The 19,023-nt window shown below is 63.7% G+C and carries 22 protein-coding genes; 8 read left to right on the forward strand and 14 right to left on the reverse strand.

The genetic code is table 11. From position 1 onward, the window contains the following. Positions 1–23 precede the first annotated feature (23 nt). Genes fliP through fliR form a run of 3 tightly spaced genes read left to right on the forward strand, consistent with a single transcriptional unit; the run spans position 24 to position 1,856 of the window. Positions 24–740, forward strand: a complete 717-nt coding sequence (fliP, locus tag C0Z19_RS19685; RefSeq protein ID WP_175084041.1) for a flagellar type III secretion system pore protein FliP — start codon at positions 24–26, stop codon at positions 738–740. A gap of 26 nt (positions 741–766) precedes the next feature. Beyond that, on the forward strand, positions 767–1,036 hold the full coding sequence (fliQ, locus tag C0Z19_RS19690) for a flagellar biosynthesis protein FliQ (protein WP_102611517.1): 270 nt from the start codon (positions 767–769) through the stop codon (positions 1,034–1,036). A 37-nt stretch (positions 1,037–1,073) separates the two neighbouring features. Next, a complete protein-coding gene (fliR, locus tag C0Z19_RS19695) occupies positions 1,074–1,856 on the forward strand; it encodes a flagellar biosynthetic protein FliR (protein ID WP_102611518.1) in 783 nt (260 codons plus the stop codon). 85 nt (positions 1,857–1,941) lie between these two features. Here fliR and flgL read toward each other — a convergent pair whose 3' ends face one another. The 12 genes from flgL to flgB form a co-directional block, all read right to left on the reverse strand. After that, on the reverse strand, positions 1,942–3,180 hold the full coding sequence (gene flgL / locus C0Z19_RS19700) for a flagellar hook-associated protein FlgL (protein ID WP_102611519.1): 1,239 nt from the start codon (positions 3,178–3,180) through the stop codon (positions 1,942–1,944). 13 nt (positions 3,181–3,193) lie between these two features. Beyond that, positions 3,194–5,194: a flagellar hook-associated protein FlgK gene (flgK, locus tag C0Z19_RS19705; RefSeq protein WP_102611520.1), complete on the reverse strand. Its 2,001-nt coding sequence runs from the start codon at positions 5,192–5,194 to the stop codon at positions 3,194–3,196. A gap of 116 nt (positions 5,195–5,310) precedes the next feature. Next, a complete protein-coding gene (locus tag C0Z19_RS19710; RefSeq protein ID WP_102611521.1) occupies positions 5,311–6,066 on the reverse strand; it encodes a flagellar brake protein in 756 nt (251 codons plus the stop codon). A 376-nt stretch (positions 6,067–6,442) separates the two neighbouring features. Beyond that, on the reverse strand, positions 6,443–7,450 hold the full coding sequence (flgJ, locus tag C0Z19_RS19715; RefSeq protein ID WP_102611586.1) for a flagellar assembly peptidoglycan hydrolase FlgJ: 1,008 nt from the start codon (positions 7,448–7,450) through the stop codon (positions 6,443–6,445). Between the two features lie 12 nt (positions 7,451–7,462). Beyond that, positions 7,463–8,614 (reverse strand): flagellar basal body P-ring protein FlgI, encoded by a 1,152-nt coding sequence (locus tag C0Z19_RS19720; RefSeq protein ID WP_102611587.1) that lies wholly within the window; start codon positions 8,612–8,614, stop codon positions 7,463–7,465. Positions 8,615–8,619: 5 nt separating this feature from the next. Beyond that, positions 8,620–9,345, reverse strand: a complete 726-nt coding sequence (gene flgH, locus C0Z19_RS19725; RefSeq protein WP_102611522.1) for a flagellar basal body L-ring protein FlgH — start codon at positions 9,343–9,345, stop codon at positions 8,620–8,622. Positions 9,346–9,469: 124 nt separating this feature from the next. Then, positions 9,470–10,258, reverse strand: a complete 789-nt coding sequence (gene flgG, locus C0Z19_RS19730) for a flagellar basal-body rod protein FlgG (protein ID WP_102611523.1) — start codon at positions 10,256–10,258, stop codon at positions 9,470–9,472. A 60-nt stretch (positions 10,259–10,318) separates the two neighbouring features. Next, positions 10,319–11,077: a flagellar basal-body rod protein FlgF gene (gene flgF, locus C0Z19_RS19735; protein WP_102611524.1), complete on the reverse strand. Its 759-nt coding sequence runs from the start codon at positions 11,075–11,077 to the stop codon at positions 10,319–10,321. 37 nt (positions 11,078–11,114) lie between these two features. Further along, positions 11,115–12,353 carry a flagellar hook protein FlgE gene (gene flgE, locus C0Z19_RS19740; RefSeq protein WP_102611525.1) on the reverse strand — a complete coding sequence of 413 codons (1,239 nt, stop codon included), beginning with the start codon at positions 12,351–12,353 and terminating at the stop codon, positions 11,115–11,117. Positions 12,354–12,388: 35 nt separating this feature from the next. Next, positions 12,389–13,099: a flagellar hook assembly protein FlgD gene (locus C0Z19_RS19745; RefSeq protein ID WP_102611526.1), complete on the reverse strand. Its 711-nt coding sequence runs from the start codon at positions 13,097–13,099 to the stop codon at positions 12,389–12,391. 11 nt (positions 13,100–13,110) lie between these two features. After that, positions 13,111–13,533, reverse strand: a complete 423-nt coding sequence (flgC, locus tag C0Z19_RS19750) for a flagellar basal body rod protein FlgC (RefSeq protein ID WP_102611527.1) — start codon at positions 13,531–13,533, stop codon at positions 13,111–13,113. 84 nt (positions 13,534–13,617) lie between these two features. Beyond that, positions 13,618–14,112 carry a flagellar basal body rod protein FlgB gene (flgB, locus tag C0Z19_RS19755; protein ID WP_102611528.1) on the reverse strand — a complete coding sequence of 165 codons (495 nt, stop codon included), beginning with the start codon at positions 14,110–14,112 and terminating at the stop codon, positions 13,618–13,620. 234 nt (positions 14,113–14,346) lie between these two features. On the opposite strand from flgB, the gene flgA reads away from it, so the two are divergent. From flgA to C0Z19_RS19780, 5 genes are all read left to right on the forward strand, one after another. After that, positions 14,347–15,735 (forward strand): flagellar basal body P-ring formation chaperone FlgA, encoded by a 1,389-nt coding sequence (flgA, locus tag C0Z19_RS19760; protein WP_102611529.1) that lies wholly within the window; start codon positions 14,347–14,349, stop codon positions 15,733–15,735. Between the two features lie 162 nt (positions 15,736–15,897). Next, complete coding sequence (gene flgM, locus C0Z19_RS19765; RefSeq protein WP_102611588.1) at positions 15,898–16,242, forward strand: flagellar biosynthesis anti-sigma factor FlgM; 345 nt, start codon at positions 15,898–15,900, stop codon at positions 16,240–16,242. 81 nt (positions 16,243–16,323) lie between these two features. Next, positions 16,324–16,764 carry a flagella synthesis protein FlgN gene (locus C0Z19_RS19770; protein ID WP_102611589.1) on the forward strand — a complete coding sequence of 147 codons (441 nt, stop codon included), beginning with the start codon at positions 16,324–16,326 and terminating at the stop codon, positions 16,762–16,764. 144 nt (positions 16,765–16,908) lie between these two features. Continuing rightward, positions 16,909–17,163: a type II toxin-antitoxin system HicA family toxin gene (locus C0Z19_RS19775; RefSeq protein ID WP_102611530.1), complete on the forward strand. Its 255-nt coding sequence runs from the start codon at positions 16,909–16,911 to the stop codon at positions 17,161–17,163. After that, positions 17,160–17,492 carry a type II toxin-antitoxin system HicB family antitoxin gene (locus C0Z19_RS19780; protein WP_102611531.1) on the forward strand — a complete coding sequence of 111 codons (333 nt, stop codon included), beginning with the start codon at positions 17,160–17,162 and terminating at the stop codon, positions 17,490–17,492. The genes C0Z19_RS19775 and C0Z19_RS19780 overlap by 4 nt, the downstream gene beginning before the upstream one ends. Positions 17,493–17,592: 100 nt before the next feature. Here C0Z19_RS19780 and C0Z19_RS19785 read toward each other — a convergent pair whose 3' ends face one another. Beyond that, entirely contained in the window at positions 17,593–18,162 is a 570-nt protein-coding gene (locus tag C0Z19_RS19785; RefSeq protein WP_102611532.1) for a cysteine hydrolase family protein, read from the reverse strand. Between the two features lie 103 nt (positions 18,163–18,265). Next, positions 18,266–18,994 (reverse strand): RNA polymerase sigma factor FliA, encoded by a 729-nt coding sequence (locus C0Z19_RS19790; protein ID WP_102611533.1) that lies wholly within the window; start codon positions 18,992–18,994, stop codon positions 18,266–18,268. Positions 18,995–19,023: the final 29 nt, after the last annotated feature.

A 19,023-nucleotide genomic window follows, 5' to 3' on the forward strand; every position in this document is an offset into this window, starting at 1 on the left:
CGCTGCCTGCGCTTCCGTTTTTGATGTTCGCGCTGCTGCCGCAGCTTTCGCTGGCGCAAACGCCGGCGGGCCTCCCCGCTTTCACGACGAGCCCCGGCCCGGGCGGCGGCACGACTTACTCGCTGAGCGTGCAGACGATGCTGCTGCTCACGATGCTGTCGTTCCTGCCGGCGATGGTGCTGATGATGACAAGCTTCACGCGCATCATCATCGTCCTCTCGCTGCTGCGCCAGGCGATCGGCACGACCACGACGCCGCCGAACCAGGTGCTCGTCGGGTTGTCCTTGTTTTTGACGCTGTTCGTGATGTCGCCGGTGCTCAACAAGGCTTACACCGACGGCTACAAGCCGTTCGCCGACGGCACGATTCCGATGGAAACGGCCGTGCAGCGCGGCGTGGCCCCCTTCAAGCAGTTCATGCTGAAGCAGACGCGCGAATCCGACCTCGCCCTGTTCGCACGGATTTCGCATTCGCCGCCGCTGCAGGGACCCGAAGACGTACCGCTGCCGCTGCTCGTGCCGGCCTTTGTGACGAGCGAACTCAAGACCGCCTTTCAAATCGGTTTCACGATCTTCATTCCTTTTGTCATCATCGATATGGTCGTGGCCAGCGTGCTGATGTCGATGGGGATGATGATGGTCTCGCCCGTCACGATTTCGCTGCCCTTCAAGCTGATGCTGTTCGTGCTCGTGGATGGCTGGCAACTGCTGATCGGCTCGCTCGCGCAGAGCTTCTCCTGAGCCCGATTTAACGAGGATTGCTTCTCATGACGCCCGAATCCGTACTGACGCTCGCGCACCGTGCGATGTACGTCGCGCTGCTGCTGACGGCGCCGCCGCTGATCGTCTCGCTCGTGGTGGGCTTGCTCGTCAGCTTCTTCCAGGCCGCGACGCAGATCAACGAAGCCACGCTGTCGTTCATTCCGAAGCTGATGGCCGTGACGATCACGCTCGTGATCGCGGGGCCGTGGATGCTTTCGATTGTGCTCGACTACATGCGCGAAATGCTGACCAGCATTCCGTCGATGGCAGGGTAGCGGCCGCAGGCACCCGCTGACGGACCGCCCCCCGCCCATGTTCACCGTCACTTACGCGCAGCTGAACGTCTGGCTGACGGCGTTCCTCTGGCCGTTCACGCGCATCGCGGCGCTCGTCGCGGCCTCGCCCATGTTCGGCCATTCGGCCTTGCCGGCCCGCGTGAAAATCGCGCTGGCCGCTTTCATCACGCTGATCGTCGCACCGACGCTGCCGCCGATGCCGCAGGTGACCGTGTTCTCGGCCACCGGGGTCTGGATCATGGTGATGCAGCTTTTGATCGGCGCCGCGCTGGGCTTCGCGATGCAACTCGTCTTCGCGGCCGTGGAAATGGCGGGCTCGCTCGTAGGCTTGCAGATGGGACTCGGCTTCGCGACCTTCTTCGACCCGAGCTCGAATGCTTCGGCGCAGGTCATTGCAAGCTTTCTGAACATGGTCGCGCTGCTTGCGTTCCTGACGTTCAACGGCCATTTGCAGGTGATTGCCGCGCTGATCGGCTCGTTTCAGTCGGTGCCCATTGCGGCCGCCGTGTATGGCCCGCCGGGCATGCGGACCCTCGTGGAGTGGGGTGGCGCGATCTTCTCGGCGGGGTTGCTGCTGTCGCTGCCTGTCGTGATTGCGCTGCTCGTCGCCAGCCTGTCGCTCGGCATTCTCAATCGCGCCGCCCCGCAGATCGGCGTGTTCCAGATCGGCTTTTCGGTCACGCTGCTGGTCGGCATGCTGCTGATCATGCTGATGCTGCCGAACATGATTCCGTTCTTCGCGCATCTCGTCGATAGCGGTGTCGATGTGATGGGGAAAGTAGCCGCGGCGTTGCGGTAGTCAAAAAAAAGCGGCCGAAGCCCCCATATGAGGACTTCGGCCTTATCGCTCGCCCTTGCGGGCGAGTGGCTTCGTCAACCGGTAATCAGCCGCCGATGTACTGGAACAGCGACATGCCCTGAATCTTCACGAACGACTGCTGCGCAGCCTGCAGCGCGTTCTGCGTCAGCTCGAAGTTGCTGATCGCCGACACCATATCGACGCCCGTCAGGCTGGCCAGATCGCTCTTCGTTTGCAGCGAATTGGTCTGCGTCGTCGTTTGCAGCGCCTGCAGTTCCTGCTCGCGCCCGCCAACCGAGGCCTGCACCACCGTCACGTTCGTCAGCGAGTTCTGGAACGCGGACAAGCCCGTCGTCAATGCATTCGAGAGCGTGGCCTGCGCAGCCGGGTTATTGCTGACCGGCTGTTGCAAGGCCGCGATCATCGAGTCGAGCGTCGAGAACATGCTGCTGTTCTGCGGCGCCGTCGAGGGCGTCACCGAGAACGTATCGCCAGGGTTCGGCGCGCCTGTGATGGCCACCTGCATGCCCGCACCAAGCGGGATCGGCGTATTCGCGTTGTAGGCCGTCGCCGCCGTCGTCGTGGGCGGCACGACCGTGTTGTCGGTGACCGTGTAGGTCGGCGCCGCGGCGGTCCCGCCGAATGCGATCGAATAGCTGTGGCCGTTCGTCGTCACAACGGGATTCGTGATCGATGCGCGCCCGATCGTGCCCGTGCCCGTGTTCGCCGCATTGCCCGCCGAAACCGGCGTCGTGCCGACCGAAGGCACGGACAGAAATACGCTCGAGCCGCTGTCGTTCGTCGCGACCTGGCGCGTATCGGCCACCTGCGCTTCGCGAATGCCGTCGTCGCCGTGATAATTCACGCCGCCGCCCGTGGCGTTCGTGAACGGCTGCGTCGTCGCCTGGAAACCCGAGAACACATAGTTGCCGGCGCCGTCGCTCGTGTTCGCGAGCGTCAGCAATTGATCGCGATAGCCTTGCAGCGCCTTGGCGATCGACGCACGGTCGGAGTCGTTCAAGCTGCCGTCGCCGGCGCGCACGACTTGCGAGCTGATCGCCTGCATCGTGCCCGTCACGCTCGAAAGCGTCTTGTCTTCGAGTTGCAGCGACGTCAGTGCAGCGTTCTGATTGGTCGTGTACTGCGAGTACGAAGCCGACACCATCGTCAATTGGACGGCTTGCGCGGCGGCAAGCGGGTTGTCGGCCGGCGTCGTCAACGCCGTGCCGCTCGAGAGCTGCTGGTAGTACGTCGCCAGCTGGCTCTGCTCGTTATCCATCGTCTGGATGTTCTGGTTATAGAACTGCGAAGTCGAAATGCGCATCGCTGGCCAAGCCTCACTGGAAGATGCCCATCAGGGTCTGGAACATCGATTCGGCCGTTTGAATGACCTTGCTGTTCGCCTGATAAGCCTGCTGGTATTGCAACAAGTTCGACGCTTCTTCGTCGAGATTGACGCCCGACACGCCTTGCTGCGCCGATGTGATTTGGGCGACGAGCGCCGTTTGCGACGTGTTCGCCGCCTTGAGCTGGCTCGCCGCGTTGCCAATGTTGTTCACGTACGACGCGTAGGCCGCGGTCAGCGTCGAGGTGCCGCCGTTCAGCGACGCATTCGACACGAGCTTGGACATCGCGAGCGCGTTGCGCCCGTCGAAGGTGCCCGTGTTCGGTGCGATCGTGAACGTGTCGCCGTTCGCGGGCGAGCCGCTCAGCGCAAACGTCACGCCGTTCGTGATGCCGGCCGGCACGGGTGTGACCGTACTGTTGATCGTCATCGTCGCACCTTGCGCCGCGCTGTACGGCACCGTCGTGGCGCCCGACGCGATCGTGTACGACGTCGGCGGCGTACCGGCGACCGTCACGGTCGTGCCCGCCTGGAAACCGCTCAACGTGCCCGAGGCCGAGTCGTAGGTCAGCGTGGTCGTGCCGGAGATCTGGTAGCCCGCCGTCACCGTCCCCTGCGTGATCGCGCCGGTGCCCGTGTTCGAGCTCGGCGCAGACGCGAGCACCGGCCCGGACGACGCGATCGCCGACGGGTTCGATGTCGCCAGCGCGAATGTATTGAGCGCGCCGCGCGTCGGCTGAATCGTGAACGAATCGCCAGGGTTCATCGAACCCGCGGTGATGTTCAGAAGCAGTCCGCCCATCGACGACGAGCCGTTCGGGGGCGTGGCCGAGGTGCCGACGACAGAGCCCGTCGTCGTGTCGGTCAGCGTATACGTGCCGCTCGCGAACGACAGATTGTAGTCGTCACTCGTCGGCTGGGTATTGTTGGCGAAGGCGACCGACAGCGTCGCGGTGCCCGTATTGGCCTGATTCGAGTAGACGGTCGGCGAGCCGACTGTGAACAGATTGCCGCCCACGTTGCCGGACAGGTCCAGACCCAACGCGTTTTGTGCGTTCACCTGAGCGGCGAAGCTCGTCGCGATCGCGCCCAGTTGCGACTCGGCCGGATCGAGCGTCTGGCTCACGAACTGCAACAAGCCGCCCACGGTGCCGCCGCTCACCGCCGAGGACGGCAGGTATTCGACGGGCGGAGTCGGCGTCGCGCCCTTCAGGCCGTTGTAGGTCACCGCGAGTTCGCTCGGATCGCTTTGCGAGGTGGCCGTGCCGAGCTGGAAGTTCTGCGAACCGACGACGAGCGGCTGCCCGTTGCCGATGAAGACGCTGTAGCCGCTCGAGTTTCGCACGACGGAGACACCGGCGAGTTGCGACAGGTTGGCGACCGCCTGGTCGCGCTGGTCGAGCAACTGGTTCGGCGGCTGACCTTGCGCCGATGCCGCGGCGATCTGGCTGTTCAGATCCGCAATCTGCGACGAATAGGTGTTGATCGAGGCGACGGCCGTCTGCAATTGCTGGTTCACGCTCAAACGCAGCTGGTCGTACTGCTCGCCGGCGGCGTTCAACTGCGTGGCGAGCGTCTGCGCGGCGCTGATCGCGGTTTGACGCGTCGGCACGCTGTTCGGGTTGTTCGAGACATTCTGCATGCCCGTGAAGTAAGCCGTGATCGCCGAAGAGATACCGCCCGTCGGGCTGCCGACGAGATTGCTCAGCTGCGCGGCCATCGCATAGTTGGCCGACAGCGCGCTGTTCGTCGACGTGGCGTTGTTCAGCTGCGTGCTCAGATACTGGCTGTAGTTGCGGCGGACCGTGACGGTGTCGACGCCGTTGCCCAGGAAGCCCGAGCCCGTGTACTGGCCGCTCGCTTCGGCGTACACGGGGTTTTCGACCGTGTAGCCCGCCGTCGATGCGTTGCTGATGTTCTGGCTCGTCGTCGTCAAGCCCCACTGGGCGGCATTCAGACCCGACAAGCCGATGTTGAAAATATCGTTGGACATGCGTCTTCCTGAAGGGCGGACGGCACCTGGCTGTCTGCCTCGTTGAGGGAACACATGTATATCGGCCGCGCACGCGAAAGTTTAAGGGGGACGGGCGCACCGTCCCCTGTTTTTTTTCAGGCTTTGACGAGCGAGCGCCGGCGCATTTCGAGTTGGGTGATGAGCCGCTGCAGCGTGTTCTCGGCGCTGCCCGGCAACGAGACGAAGCGCATGCCGAGCTGGAAGCGGCGGCCGCCGTTCGGCAGCTCGGTCGCCCGCATCGAAACGAGTTCGAGATCGAGCGACAGCATGCCGTGGCCGTTCAGGTGAACCTCGACATCGGGCAGCATCGCCCCCATCGGGAGTTCGGCGACGCGTTCATCGGTCGTGCGCAGGCCGATGCCGCCGAGCGACAGGTCATGCACCTCGAAGCGGAACGTATCGCCTTCCGGCAAATGACCGCGGCAGAAGTACGGGTCCAGCACGGGCGCATCGACGCGGAAGTACTCGCGCCGCTGCACGTAGAACAGCACTTCCGGGAACGGTGCCTCGAAAGCGGGCAGTCCCTCGAATTTGGTCTCGCTCGGGGTGACCGTGGAGAACTCGACGCGCACACCGTCGGGCGATGCGCGGAACGTGCAGATCGACGAGCCAAGCACGCCTTTGTTCTGCTCCGGCAGGGCGCCCCAGTCGAAGGAGAACGTGCGACCGCGCACGTCGACATCGAGAATCTTCGTGACAAGCTGCCCGTTCTTGTACTGAACGGTCAGAAAATCGCCGCGATTGGCCAGATTGCGGAGTTGAACGCCGATTTCGAGGGGATTGCGGCGGCCGAAGTCATGATAACTTTCGGCGGCTTCCTCCGTCGGGCCATTCGACTGATTGGTATCCATGGGCTCGGGTATGCGTACTTGCGCGGCGCGTCAGGCGCGTCGACGCCAAAGCTTTCGGATCCATTTCAGCGATCCGACAAGGGTCTCGACTGATTAGCGGCATCCGACGTGCAAAGTTTAGAGGCGCCCCCGAAATAATTTTTTAGTTTTCGAGTAAACGCTCGGTTTCCCGGCCCCTGCCGAGTCCGTCCATTGCGTGTCTCTAATCGATGTCGGGCGACATTATAGTGCGTCGCGCGGCAGTTTAAAGCGGCTCGGCCGGCCGCCTTTCGGCGGCCGGCCTTATTACCGTCTTCTGCTTGGCCCCATCGCGCTTTGGTGCGCTCCCCGTAGTTGCCGGTGATCGATATTCAAGCATTCGATCCCGGCATATCTCTTACCCCATCCGCTGCATGATCGAAATCAGTTTCGTCGCGTAGTGCGGATCGGTTGCGTAGCCCGCTTTCTGCATCCCGTGCGCAAAGCTGGCCGCGTCGTGCGAAGTCGACAACACCGAGGCGTAGCGCGGATTGTCGCGCAGCATGCTCGCGTAGTCGGTCATCGCATCGGCGTAGGAATCGTAGGCGCGGAATTTTTGCACGACCTTGTGCGCTTTACCGTTGACGTACTCGGTCGTCACCGCCGAGACCGTCTTGCCGGTCCAGTCCGGCGTCGCCTTGATGCCGAACACGTTGTGGCTCGGCGTGCCGTTCGGGTTCTTGATCTCGCCCTTGCCCCAGCCCGATTCAAGGGCGGCCTGGCCGACGATGAAGCGTGCCGGGATACCCGTCGCGGCGCTCGCGGCCTGGGCGGGGCCCGCCATTTTGTCGACGAACGCGTCGATCTTGGCCGATGTGCCGTTGCCGTGCAGCGGCGGCGTCAACGCGCTTTGCGCCGTGTAACCCTTGCCCGAGGCGAGCGAGCCGTTCGCTTGCGCGTTGGAATAGGCACGCGCCAGCGCATTGAGCATGGCCGCGTCGCCGGAATTGCCGGCCATGCCGCCGATCGAGCCGCCGCCGGCGATCGTATTCGCGCCGATCCCACCGGCTCCGCCCTCGCCCACGTTGAACCCCGCGTTGCGCGAGAGTTGCGTGATGAGCGCGTTGGCCACGCCGACGCCCTTCGACGAAAGCTGCTGCGACAGCTGCTGGTCGAGCATCGATTGATACTGCTTGCTGTCGTTCGAATCGAGAATGCCGTCTTGCGGCGTCGCCTCGCGCATGCTCTTGAGCATCATCTGCAGGAACACGGCGTCGAACTGCTTGGCCGTCGACTTCAGCGCCTGCTGCGGCGACGCACCGGCTTGCGCCTTCATGGCGTCGAAGCCCTGCACGTCGAGCGCGAAGCGCTGATTGATGTCGGTGCCCGTATTGAGGCTGGCGGTGTTGCTGGCGTTCGGGTTCATCGTCATGACCTCTTAGATGATCTCGAGATCCGCGCGCAACGCGCCCGCGGCCTTCATCGCTTGCAGGATCGACATCAGATCGGCCGGCGTCGCACCGAGCGCATTGAGCGCCTTCACCACTTCAGCCAGATTCGCGCCTGCATTGACGAGCTTCAGCGATCCGTTTTCCTGCTTCAACTGGATCTGCGACTGCTGCGCCGCGACCGTCGTCCCGTTCGAGAACGCCCCGGGCTGACTCACGGCCGTCTGCGTGTTGATGACGACCGACAGGTTGCCGTGCGCGACCGCGCAGCTTTGCAGCGTCACCATCTGATTCATCACGATCGAGCCGGTCCGCGCATTGAGGATCACCTTGGCGGCGGCCTGTGCCGGACGCACGTCGATGTTTTCCAGCTGGGCCATGAACGCGACCTGCTGTCCCGGATCGACCGGCGCCCGCACCTGGATCGTGCGACCGTCGAGCGGCAGCGCGGTGCCCTGGCCGAACGCGTTGTTCACGGCCGCCACGATGCGTTGCGTCGTGTCGTAGTCCATGTCGTTCAGCTCCATTTGCATCATGCCGCCCGCCTGCGCGACCTGCGTCGGCACCGAACGCTCGATGATGGCGCCCGACGCAATACGGCCGGCCGCGAGCTGATTGACTTGTACCTTGCTGCCGTTGGCGCTCGCACCGGCGCCGCCGATCGCGACGTTGCCTTGCGCCAGCGCGTAGACCTGGCCGTCGGCGCCCTTGAGCGGCGTGAGCAGCAGTGTGCCGCCGCGCAGGCTCTTGGCATTGCCGAGCGAAGACACGGTGACGTCGATCGCTTCGCCGGGGCGCGCGAACGGAGGGAGCACCGCCGTGACCATGACGGCCGCGACGTTCTTGAGCTGCATATTCGAAGCCGAGCCGCCGTTCGCCTGACCGTTGTTCAGCGAAATGCCGAGGTTGGCGAGCATGTTCGTCAGCGTCTGCGTCGTGAACGGCGTTTGCGTCGTTTGGTCGCCCGTGCCGTCCAGACCGACGACGAGACCGTAGCCGATGAGCGGGTTGTCGCGCACGCCCTGGATCTGCACGAGATCCTTCAAGCGTTCCGCGTGTGCCGTGCCGGCCATGGCCAGCGCGAGCGGTGCGCCGACGAGAACGAGCGCCAATCGCAAAGCACGCATGATCGAAGTTCTCATCGCGCTCACCACGGGGCTATGTTGAGGAAGAAACGCTGGAGCCAGCCCATCGTTTCCGCTTCGTTGATGTAGCCCTTCGCCGAATACTCGATGCGCGCATCGGCCACCTGGGTCGAGAGCACCGTGTTTTCGCCCGAGACGGTGTTCGGGTTGACGACGCCCGAGAAGCGCACGAACTCGTTGCCCTGGTTGATCAGCATTTGCTTCTCGCCGCTCACGACGAGATTGCCGTTGGGCAACACGTTCGTGACGGTGACGGTGATCGTGCCGTTGAACGTGTTCGACGCGTTCGCACCACCCGAGCCGGCGAACCCGTTGGCGCCCGAGGCCGACAGGTTCACGTGATTGAACAGGCCTTTCAGGAAGCCGGCCGTCGGCACCGACAGGTTCGAGCTGCCGTTGCGTCCGGCGTTGGCCGCCGACGATTTGGTCGCATTGATGTTTTCGGCGATGACGATCGTCAGGATGTCGCCCGTGTTGCGCGGACGCTGGTCTTCGAACAGCGGATGGCCGGCATAGCCCGGGTTGTAGATCGACCCCGGCGGCTGCAGTTGCGGCGGCACGGGCGGCGTGGCCGTCATCGGCTGCTGCGTGATGGGCTGGCGGTGCTCGATCTGCGCGCATCCGGCGAAAGGGCCCACCAGCACCGTTGCGAGCGCACCCGCATAAGTGAGCGTGGCCGCCGCGCGCAAGCCACGCACGCGAAAGGGAATTCGACTCGTTTGCGACATCTTCGTTTACCGCCTGCTGTTCAAAAACCGACTGTCCTACTCGCCTCAAGAAAACGCCGGGCCGCCCCAAGTTTTCTTGCCCCCTCGGGGGGCCTGTCGCGCAGCGACAGGTTTGGGGGCCCTCTTAAACCGACATCTGGCTCAAGGTCTGCAACATTTGGTCCGAAGTCTGGACCGCCTTACTGTTGATCTCGTACGCACGCTGCGTCTCGATCATGTTCACGAGTTCCTGCACGACGTTCACGTTCGACGCTTCGATATACCCCTGCTGGAGCGTGCCTGCGCCGTTCATGCCGGGCGTCGACACATTCGGTGCGCCCGACGACGTCGTTTCCGCCAGCAGGTTTTCGCCCTTCGATTCGAGACCGGCCGGATTCACGAACGTGGCCAGTTGGACCGTGCCGATCGTCTGGTTGTTGGTCGAATTGGGCACCGTGATGCTGACCGTGCCGTCGCTGCCGACCGTAAACGACGTCGCGTTTTGCGGAATCGTGATCTGCGGCATGATCGGGTAGCCGCTCGAGGTCACGAGCTGGCCTTGCGCGTTCGTTTGGAACGAGCCGTCGCGCGTGTAGGCCGTCGAACCGTCGGGCATCTGCACCTGGAAGAAGCCGTTGCCGTTGATGGCGATGTCCTTCGAGTTGCCCGTCTGCTGCAGGTTGCCTTGCGTGTACAGACGCTCGGTCGCCACTTGCTGCACACCCGTGCCGACTTGCAGGCCGGAGGGCAGCTCCGTTTGCTGCGTCGAGTTCGCACCCGGTTGGCGCAACGTTTGGTAGACCAGATCCTGGAACACCGCGCGCGAGCCCTTGAAACCGGTGGTGCTCACGTTGGCGAGGTTGTTCGAAATCGTGTCCATCTGCGACTGCTGCGCGTTCATGCCGGTAGCGGCGATGTAGAGCGAGCGGTTCATCGTCAATCTCCTGGTTAATGCAATCCGGTTCTGGCGGTTCTTCGTGCTGCGCAGAACCGGTTAAGTGAACGACAGCAATTGATTGGCCGTCTGGTCGTTCTGGTCGGCCGTCTGCAGCAACTTCGTTTGCAACTGGAACTGACGCGCGTTCGAGATCATCGAGACCATCGCCGCCACGGTGTTCACGTTGCTGCCTTCGAGTGCGCCTTGCTGCACGGTCACTGTCGGGTCGACGTCGGCCGGCTGGCCATCGCTCGTTCGAAACAGGCCGTCATCGCCGCGCGTCATCGTGGCCGCGTCGGGGTTGACGAGCTTGAGCTGATCGAGCACGACGATCTGCGAAGGCGAATCGCCCGCGCCAAGCGCCGAAACCGTCCCGTCCTTGCCGATCGTCACGTTGGCGCCGGGCGGAATCGAAATCGGACCGCCCGTGCCGAGCACCGGCTGATTCGTAGCCGTCACGAGCTGGCCGTTTTCATCGGTGTGCAGGTTGCCGGCGCGCGTGTAGGCCTCGTTGCCGTCCGCCGTCTGCACGGCGAGCCAGCCCGGACCTGTGATCGCGACGTCGAGCGGGTTGCCCGTCTGCGAGATCGGGCCCGACGCGAAGTCGGCTCCCGGCGTCGCCGACAGCACGAAGGTACGCGTCGTCTCGTTGTTGACGGTGGTGCCGTCGCCGAAACTCATCGGCACGTTGCGGAAGTTCGCAAGTTCCGCACGAAAACCCGTCGTCGAGGTATTCGCCAGGTTGTTGGCGACGACGGCCTGCTGTTCGAGCGCCTGCGAGGCGCCCGTCATCGCGGTGTAAATCAGTCGGTCCATGGCTCGCCTTCTGTTGCTCTACCGGTGTGCGCTGCGCTTACAGGCTGATCAGAGCCTGATCGACGGCCTGTTGCGTCTTGATCGTCTGCGCGTTCGCCTGGTAGTTGCGCTGCGCCGTGATCAGATCGACGAGCTGGCTCGTCAGGTCGACGTTCGAGTTTTCCACCGCGCCGCCCGTCAGCGTGCCGTGGTTCGTGCTGCCCGGCGCCGAGATCTGGGGCACGCCCGATGCCGCGGTTTCGCCGAATTCGTTGTTGCCGAGGTTCTGCAGGCCGTTCGGATCGTTGAAGTTCGCGAGCACGATCTGGCCGAGCGCTTGCGTGCGGCCGTTCGAGTACGTACCCGAGATCGTGCCGTCCGCGCCGATCGAGAAGTTCGTCAGCTCGCCCGTGGCAAAACCGTCTTGCGACAGGTTCGTCACACCGTCCTTGCCGCCGTACTGCGTGGAGCCGGTGAGGTTCAGCGTCAGCGGTTGCGGCGTGGTGCTGCCGTCCGTGGTGGGAATCGTGAAGTTCAGCAGGCCCGTGCTGGGGCTCGTCGCCGGGGCCGTCGCCGTTGTCGACGTCAACGTGCCGGCCGAGCTGAAGCCGACCGAGCCCACCTTGCTGATCGTGCCCGATGCGGGGCCGGAATAGACGTCCCACGCATTCGCGGCCGTCTTCACGAAGTACATGTTGACCTGTTGCGAGCCGCCGAGCGAGTCGTAGGCCTGGATCGAGGTCGAGTAGTTGTACGTCGACGAGTTCGTCGCCGAGAACGGCGTGACGGTCGGCACCGTGTCCTGCGAATTCAGGTTCAACTGCGCGGTGATGCTCTGCGTCGCGATCGGTGCGATGTTCGTCGTCGGCACCTGGATCGGCACCGTCTGAGCCGAGTTGATGACGCCGTTCGCGTTTGCGCCGTAGCCCATCAGCTGCAGGCCCTGCGAGTTCGTGATGTAACCGTTCTTATCGAGCTGGAACACGCCGTTGCGCGAATAGGTCAGCGCACCGTTGTTCGACATCTGATAGAAGCCCGTGCCGTTGATCGCGACGTTCAGCGCCTGGCCCGTCGTCTTGAACGTGCCTTGCGTAAAGTCTTGCTGCACGCCCGAGAGCTGCGTGCCGATACCGATCTGGTTGTTGACCGACGTTGCGATCGTGTTCGCGTACAGATCGGCGAACTCGGCCGTGCTTTGCTTGAAGCCGATCGTGTTGGCGTTGGCGATGTTGTTGCCGATGACGTCGAGGTCGTTCGACGACGCGGACAAGCCGCTCAAGCCTTGTTGGTAGCCCATTTAGCGGTCTCCCTTCGGATAAATTCGTTGGTTCGTTACAGGATGGCGACGACTTGGGTCGAATCGACCGTCGAGCCGTTGCTGAGCAGGAGCCCCGTGCTGCCGTCGATTTGCCGGACGACGCTTTGCACTTGGGCGCCCGAGAGCGTCGTCTGAGCCGACGTCGCGCCGGAGCTGTCCGTGCCGGATGCGACGATCGAATACGTGCCGTTGGGCAGCGTATTGCCCGACGAGTCGACCGGTGTCCATGAAACGGGGATCGTGCCGGCCTGCTGCGCGCCGAGATCGAGCGTGTTGACCACCTGGCCCGACGAGTTCTTGACCGTCACGGTGACGTCCGACATGTTCGAGGCGAGCGTGACGCCGAAGCCCGACGAGGCGCCGCTGACGACGCTCGTGGTCGAACCCGGAACGAGCACGTTCTGGCCGATCAGCAGCGACGCTTGCGCGTTCTGGCCAGCCGAGAGTTGCGAGGCCAGCGAGGTCAGCGTCGTGTTCAACTGGCTGATACCCGTCACCGTATTGATCTGGGCCAGCTGCGAAGTCATTTGCGAGCTGTCCATCGGATTGGTCGGGTCTTGGTTCTGAAGCTGCGTCGTGAGCAGTCTCAGAAAAGTCGTTTGCATGTCGGTGGGCGAATTGCCCGTGCTCGCCGCGGCGCTGCCCGACGACGTGCCGTTGATCGTATCGAGCAGGTTTTGCGAAACGGTGCCGCCGCTCGCGATGGTCGTATTGGATGACGTCACTAAAACTCTCCTCAGGTGCCGATCGTCAAAGTCTTCAGCATCAGGTTCTTGGCGGTGTTCAACGTCTCGACGTTGGCCTGATACGAGCGCGAGGCCGAGATCATGTTCACCATTTCCTGCACCGGATCGACGTTCGGCATCTTGACGTAACCGTTCGAGTCCGCAGCCGGGTTGGTCGGGTCGTAGGTGGTCTTCATCGGCGTGGGGTCGTCGATGACGTTCGACACTTGCACGCCGCCCACCTGCTGGCCGCTTGCCGTGTGTGCGCCGCCGATCGGCTTGACCGCGAACACGACTTGCTTGGCGCGGTACGGCTGACCGTCCGGGCCCGTCGTGCTGTCGGCGTTCGCGAGATTCGACGCGGTGACGTTGAGCCGTTCGGATTCGGCCGACAGCGCTGATCCCGCAACGGTGAAGATGTTCATCAATGCCATGGCTTGAGTGCCTCTTTCGATGGACGCTTAAACAATGCTCGAGGTGTGCTTTGCAAATTCGTAACCGGGGCGCAACGCGTGCGCTTAACCGCCCGACGTGATGGCGGCAAGCATTTGCTTCATCTGCTGCGTCATCACGGTCATGCCTGATTCGTAATGCAGCGTGTTGTCGGCAAATTGAACGCGCTCGGCGTCGAGATCGACGGTGTTGCCGTCAAGCGCCGGTTGCGTCGGCACCCGGTAGGCCAGCGTGCCGTAGTCCTGCGTCTGACCGCCGGTCGGAATGAGGGACGCTTTGCCCGTCATATGACCGGCTTCGGTCGAGGCCATCGTCATGCCGCCCGTCACGCCGGCCGGCTGGGCCATGGCGAGCTGCGCCGTGCCCGAGCTTGCCGTGGCGCTCGTTGCGCCGGTGCGCTTGAGCGCGCCCGCCAGCGACGACGAGAAGTCGACGTCGCGCGCCTTATAGCCGGGCGTGTCGGCGTTGGCGATGTTCGACGACAGCAGTTCCTGCCGATAGGCGCGTACATCGAGCGCTTCACGGCCGAAGGCGAATTCACCATCGAGTTTGTCCAGCATCGGTGTTTCTCCGTACCCAAGCGTAGGCCGCTTGTTGCCGCTTCTTGGCGTCACCCTGGTTCGGGACAAGGTGGGCCGCGAAGGCTTTTTTGCATGAGGTGCATCTTAGGGGCGCAGGACAAGAGCCAATCGGACGAATAACCGGGGAAGGCGCCCTCTATTCAACGTTTGCGCCCCACGCGCGAGCCCTAGAATTCGTTTCGTCGTCAGAATTCGTCTCAATGGAGAAAACCGATGTCCGTGTCCGCCGCTTCCGATCCCGCGCGCCGCTCCGGCAGGCGTGCCCTCGGCCGGCGGTCTATGCGCCTGGCGGGTTTGTCGCGCCTGATCGCCACGGCTGGCGGTGTGTTGGCGGCCGCACTGCTCCTGCCGGCCGGCGCGGCGCACGCGCAAACCGCGGGCACGAACGGACGGATTTATATTCCGGGTCCGGGCGAGGCCCGCCCCGCCCAGCAAAGCGGCACGGTTTCGATTCCGGGCACTGGCGAGCCACAGGCCAGCCAGCAAAGCGCAATGATCTCGATTCCGGGACCCGGCGAGAGGCGCGCCACGGATTCCACCCCAAGCGGCGCCGCGGCCAACGGCATGATCGTCATCCCCGGCCCGGGCGAGGCCCGCGCCAACGCACCGGCTGCAGCGCTGGCCAATACCGTGGCGGTGCAGCGCCCCATGGCCAGCGGTACGACCAGCGTCGGCGCAACTGCCGGCAGGTCGATCCCCGTCATCGTGACCGCACCGCAGCGCGCCGCCCGTGCGGTCCAGCCCGTTGCCGTCGAGCAGCCGGCGAACATGGCTTTCGCGCCCGCTGCGGCGGTTGCGCAGACCGGCACGGCAGTGCAAGCGCCGGTCAGCCCGGCTGCCCCGGCCAGGGTCGCGCCCCGCGTGGTAGCGCAGGCGGCCGCGGCAACGCCTGCTCCGGCGGCTCCGGCCACTTCGGCCGCTTCGGCGATGACGCCTGCGCCTACGGCTGCGGCAACCCCGACGACGAACGCGCCGGCCGGCCAGGAAGACGGCGAAACGATTCGCCGCGCGGCGCTCGCTTTTCTGCAACAACAGACGGTCGGATTGCCGGGCAAGATCGGCATCAAGGTCATGCGGACGTTCCCGCGCGGCCTGGCCGCTTGCACGACGCTCGAACCGTTCATGCCGACGGGTGCACGGCTCTGGGGCCGCACCACGGTGGGCGTGCGCTGCGCCGGCGCGAAGCCGTGGACGCTCTACCTCCAAGCGCAAATCTCGATCGAAGCGACCTACTACCTGGCCGCGCATCAAATCGAGTCCGGTGCGATGGTGACGGCAGAAGATTTGCTCGCCCGCGACGGCGACTTGTCGAACCTGCCGCGCGCAATCATTACCGACCCGTCGCAGGCGGTCGGCTCGACGGCGCTCGTGCGCATCAACGCCGGTATGCCGTTGCGTCAGGATCTGCTCAAGAGCGCGAGCGCCGTGACGATCGGCCAAACCGTACGCGTGGTTGCACAGGGCCAAGGCTTCTCGATTTCGTCCGAGGGCAGCGTGATGAACAATGCCTCGCCGGGGCAGCAGGTGCGGGTCAGGATGGCAGGGGGTCAGATCATTTCCGGCATCGTCAAAGACGGCTCGACGGTGCAGGTGGAGATGTGATGGTCTGAGGGAATTGCTTCGAAAAGCAGGCACATAGGAGCGCCGAGCGATTCGTCGCCGGATCGACGGAAGCGGTCTGCCGGTAATTTTCCCGATTGCGCTAAAGTTTCGATGGGTGTCGCCGTTATCACACTCAGATCGAAATCGTTCGGGAAAGCTATCGTGAAAGTCGATTCCACCTCTAGTTCGAGCCTGACTTCGCCCAAGGGCGACGTGCAGGGTACCCGTGCCGGCAGCCAGGCCGCGGCGAGCGCCGCGCCTGCGGGCGGCAGCACTGCGCCGGCCCAGAGCGCCGCTCCGGGCGACGCCAGCGTCAGCCTGTCGGGGCTGTCGTCGCAACTTCGTTCGCTCGCTGCGTCGGGCGAAGCCGACATCGACGTCGCGCACGTCGAGTCGATCAAGCAAGCCATTGCCGACGGCACGTTGAAGATGGATGCGGGCAAGATCGCGGACGGCATTCTGGCCACGGCCCGCGAGCTGTTGAAGAACCCGTCGACGGGCGGTTGAGGCGGCGGACATGTCGTCACGCTCGTTCCGTCGGCTGGATTTTGAGCGCGTGCATGCGCGCACTTGATTTTGGCGGATGAGATGAGAGACGCCCTGTTTGCCACTGTGACCGAAGAACACGCGACGCTCGAAGCGTTCGCGTCCTTGCTCGCCTACGAGGAAAAAGCGCTCGCGGCCGTGTCGCCGCTCGAGACGCTGCCCGGCATCATCGAGAAGAAGAACGAGCTGACGGAAAAACTCGCTTCGCTCGAAAAAACCCGCGACGACCAGCTTCGCCAGATGGGCCTGCCCGCCGGTTGGAAGGGCATGGAGCTCGCCATCGCCGACGACGCGCGGCTGGCCAAGCAATGGAAGCTCTTGCAAGCCGTCGTGGAACGCGCGCGCCGCGCCAACGCCACGAATGGCCTCATGATCCGGGTTCGGATGAATTACAACCAAAGCGCGCTCGCGATCCTGCGCGGCACCACCGCGCGCCATGCGGCCACCGTGTACGGCCCGGATGGGCGGATGGCGGCGGTTTGAGGCGTTGCGGGTTCTTTAGCCCGCATTCGGCTCGTCCAAAGCTCAATTTCAGCATTAGCACGCCCTCCATCGGCAGATAGCTCAAAAGCTCGCACAACAAACCGGCTTTCCAGAAGCAGTACTGCTTTGTGGTACCATACCGGCATGAAGCGAGCCAACGCCAAGACCCTCGATCTGATCTTTGCCCGCCCTGTTTCGGCCAACGTCCGATGGAAAGACATCGAGGCGCTGTTCATCGAACTCGGCGGGAAAATTACGCAGCGAGAGGGGTCGCGAGTGGCGGTTGTCCTATTTGGGCAGGTGCAGGTTTATCATCGCCCACATCCGCAGCCGACCACCGACAAAGGCGCCGTAGCCAGCATCCGCAAGTGGCTCGAGTCCAATGGGGTGAAGCCATGAATCTCTTGACCATCGGCAATCAACGAGCAGTCGTCACTTATGATCCCGATACGGATATGTTGAGGGGTGAATTCATCGGCCTCAACGGCGGTGCCGACTTCTACGCCAACGACATTGCGTCGCTCAAGGCCGAAGGGGCCAAATCGTTAGCTGCGTTTCTCGAAGTCTGCGAAGAAAACGGTATTGAACCGTACCGTCATTTCTCGGGGCGCTTCAACGCGCGCATCGATCCGCAACTGCACGCGCGTGCCGTGGAAGCGGCCGCGGCCGAAGGGATCAGCCTCAACCAGTTCATCGAGCGGGCGATCGAGCACGAAGTCAGGGCGTAGCGGCGGGTCTGGCGAAAGCGCCCGGGAACGATCCGCAGCGCGGGTATCCGCACGACGGACTCGCTGCCCCACTCGCGTCAGCACGGATTCGAACCCGTGCTTAACCCCCGTTCAGTGCTTGAACGATCTCTGCGGTTGGCCGCACCGATGCGTAATCCATTGCGATATTGGCCAGGGACAGCGCATGCACGTCCTCGGCCGGCCATAGCCGACCGGTCAAATCCCGCTGATCGAAAGTGAATGCGCCGTCGGACACGACGGTCGCCTCGAAGCCCAGACCACCCGCGCTCCTTGCCGTCGCTTCAACCGAATTGTTCGTGATGACGCCGACGATGACGACCTGCTCAATGTCGCGCACGCGTAGCCAGCGCTCCAACCCCGTCGCCGCGAAGGCATCAGGGACGTTCTTTTCGACGACGTGCTCATGGGACATCGGCACAAAGCACGGCTGAAATTCGGCGCCGCTTTGGCCTGGCCAAAAGATCGATTCGGGGGAACGGGAAATGTGCCGGACGTGGACGATCGGCCGGCGCGTTGCGCGCCAGCCGAGCAGCAGCGTTTCGATGTTGCGTTCGGCATCGGGATTGTTGCGCCGGCCGAGCGTCGGCCGATTGATCCCGTTTTGCATGTCGATGACGATGAGGGCGGCGTTGGCGGCGAGCAGTTGCATAGTGTGCGAAGCGTTCAAGGTATGAACGCCATGTTAGCGCGCGCCAGCCACGCCGCGCGCGGCCGCAGATGCGGGCGGCCCACCCAGGCGCCGCCATCCCGCCTCAATCCACGCTGGCCCAGGCCATTTCCCGCAGCTTGGCCCGCAGCCGCGCCACCGCCTGGCTATGCAGCTGGCAAACCCGCGATTCGCTCACTTCCATCACCGCCCCGATCTCGCGCAAATTCATGCCGCGCTCGTAATACAGCGACATCAGCAGCTTCTCGCGTTCCGGCAGCTTTTCGATCGCTTCGACCAGCGCCGAACGCAGGCTATCGTCGAGCAACGCCGACAGCGGATCCGCATGGTCGACGCAGTAGCGGTCGAGGAACGGTTCGTCGTCGGCCGAGCGATCAAAGTCTTCGTAATAGATCAACTGGCTGCCGTGCAGATCCTGCAACATCGACTGATACGAATCGAGCGGCATCTGCAGATGGTCGGCCACTTCCGTCTCGCTTGCCGAGCGACCGAGCCTTTGCTCGACCTGATGCACGGCCGATTCGACTTCGCGCGACGTCTTGCGCAGGCTGCGCGGCAACCAATCGTTGTTGCGCAGCTCGTCGAGCATCGCCCCACGGATGCGCTGGCTCGCGTACGTCTCGAACTGCGCGCCCTGATCTTCCTTATAGCGGCTTGCCGCGTCGAGCAATCCGATCATGCCGGCCTGAATCAGGTCGTCCAGATCGACGCTCGCCGGCATCTTCGCCACGAGTTGCAAACCAAGCCTGCGCACCAGCGGTGCGTACTGCGTCAATACATCCGTCTGGGACATTTTCCCTTGAGCGTTGTACATCGAGGGCCCCCTTCTCCTTGTCCCTAACG

Source organism: Trinickia soli, from assembly GCF_002879855.1.
Lineage (GTDB): Bacteria > Pseudomonadota > Gammaproteobacteria > Burkholderiales > Burkholderiaceae > Trinickia > Trinickia soli.

Coding starts and splice junctions, on each gene's coding strand:
- flgL (WP_102611519.1), bottom strand. CDS start 3,180: ATGCGCATTTCGACTTCGCAGTTCTATAACCAGAACATCCAGACGATG.
- flgC (WP_102611527.1), bottom strand. CDS start 13,533: ATGGCATTGATGAACATCTTCACCGTTGCGGGATCAGCGCTGTCGGCC.
- flgF (WP_102611524.1), bottom strand. CDS start 11,077: ATGGACCGACTGATTTACACCGCGATGACGGGCGCCTCGCAGGCGCTC.
- C0Z19_RS19780 (WP_102611531.1), top strand. CDS start 17,160: ATGAATCTCTTGACCATCGGCAATCAACGAGCAGTCGTCACTTATGAT.
- flgH (WP_102611522.1), bottom strand. CDS start 9,345: ATGTCGCAAACGAGTCGAATTCCCTTTCGCGTGCGTGGCTTGCGCGCG.
- C0Z19_RS19770 (WP_102611589.1), top strand. CDS start 16,324: ATGAGAGACGCCCTGTTTGCCACTGTGACCGAAGAACACGCGACGCTC.
- C0Z19_RS19790 (WP_102611533.1), bottom strand. CDS start 18,994: ATGTACAACGCTCAAGGGAAAATGTCCCAGACGGATGTATTGACGCAG.
- fliP (WP_175084041.1), top strand. CDS start 24: ATGTTCGCGCTGCTGCCGCAGCTTTCGCTGGCGCAAACGCCGGCGGGC.
- fliQ (WP_102611517.1), top strand. CDS start 767: ATGACGCCCGAATCCGTACTGACGCTCGCGCACCGTGCGATGTACGTC.
- flgB (WP_102611528.1), bottom strand. CDS start 14,112: ATGCTGGACAAACTCGATGGTGAATTCGCCTTCGGCCGTGAAGCGCTC.
- C0Z19_RS19775 (WP_102611530.1), top strand. CDS start 16,909: ATGAAGCGAGCCAACGCCAAGACCCTCGATCTGATCTTTGCCCGCCCT.
- flgE (WP_102611525.1), bottom strand. CDS start 12,353: ATGGGCTACCAACAAGGCTTGAGCGGCTTGTCCGCGTCGTCGAACGAC.
- flgG (WP_102611523.1), bottom strand. CDS start 10,258: ATGAACCGCTCGCTCTACATCGCCGCTACCGGCATGAACGCGCAGCAG.
- C0Z19_RS19785 (WP_102611532.1), bottom strand. CDS start 18,162: ATGCAACTGCTCGCCGCCAACGCCGCCCTCATCGTCATCGACATGCAA.
- flgJ (WP_102611586.1), bottom strand. CDS start 7,450: ATGAACCCGAACGCCAGCAACACCGCCAGCCTCAATACGGGCACCGAC.
- C0Z19_RS19710 (WP_102611521.1), bottom strand. CDS start 6,066: ATGGATACCAATCAGTCGAATGGCCCGACGGAGGAAGCCGCCGAAAGT.
- flgA (WP_102611529.1), top strand. CDS start 14,347: ATGTCCGTGTCCGCCGCTTCCGATCCCGCGCGCCGCTCCGGCAGGCGT.
- C0Z19_RS19720 (WP_102611587.1), bottom strand. CDS start 8,614: ATGAGAACTTCGATCATGCGTGCTTTGCGATTGGCGCTCGTTCTCGTC.
- fliR (WP_102611518.1), top strand. CDS start 1,074: ATGTTCACCGTCACTTACGCGCAGCTGAACGTCTGGCTGACGGCGTTC.
- flgK (WP_102611520.1), bottom strand. CDS start 5,194: ATGTCCAACGATATTTTCAACATCGGCTTGTCGGGTCTGAATGCCGCC.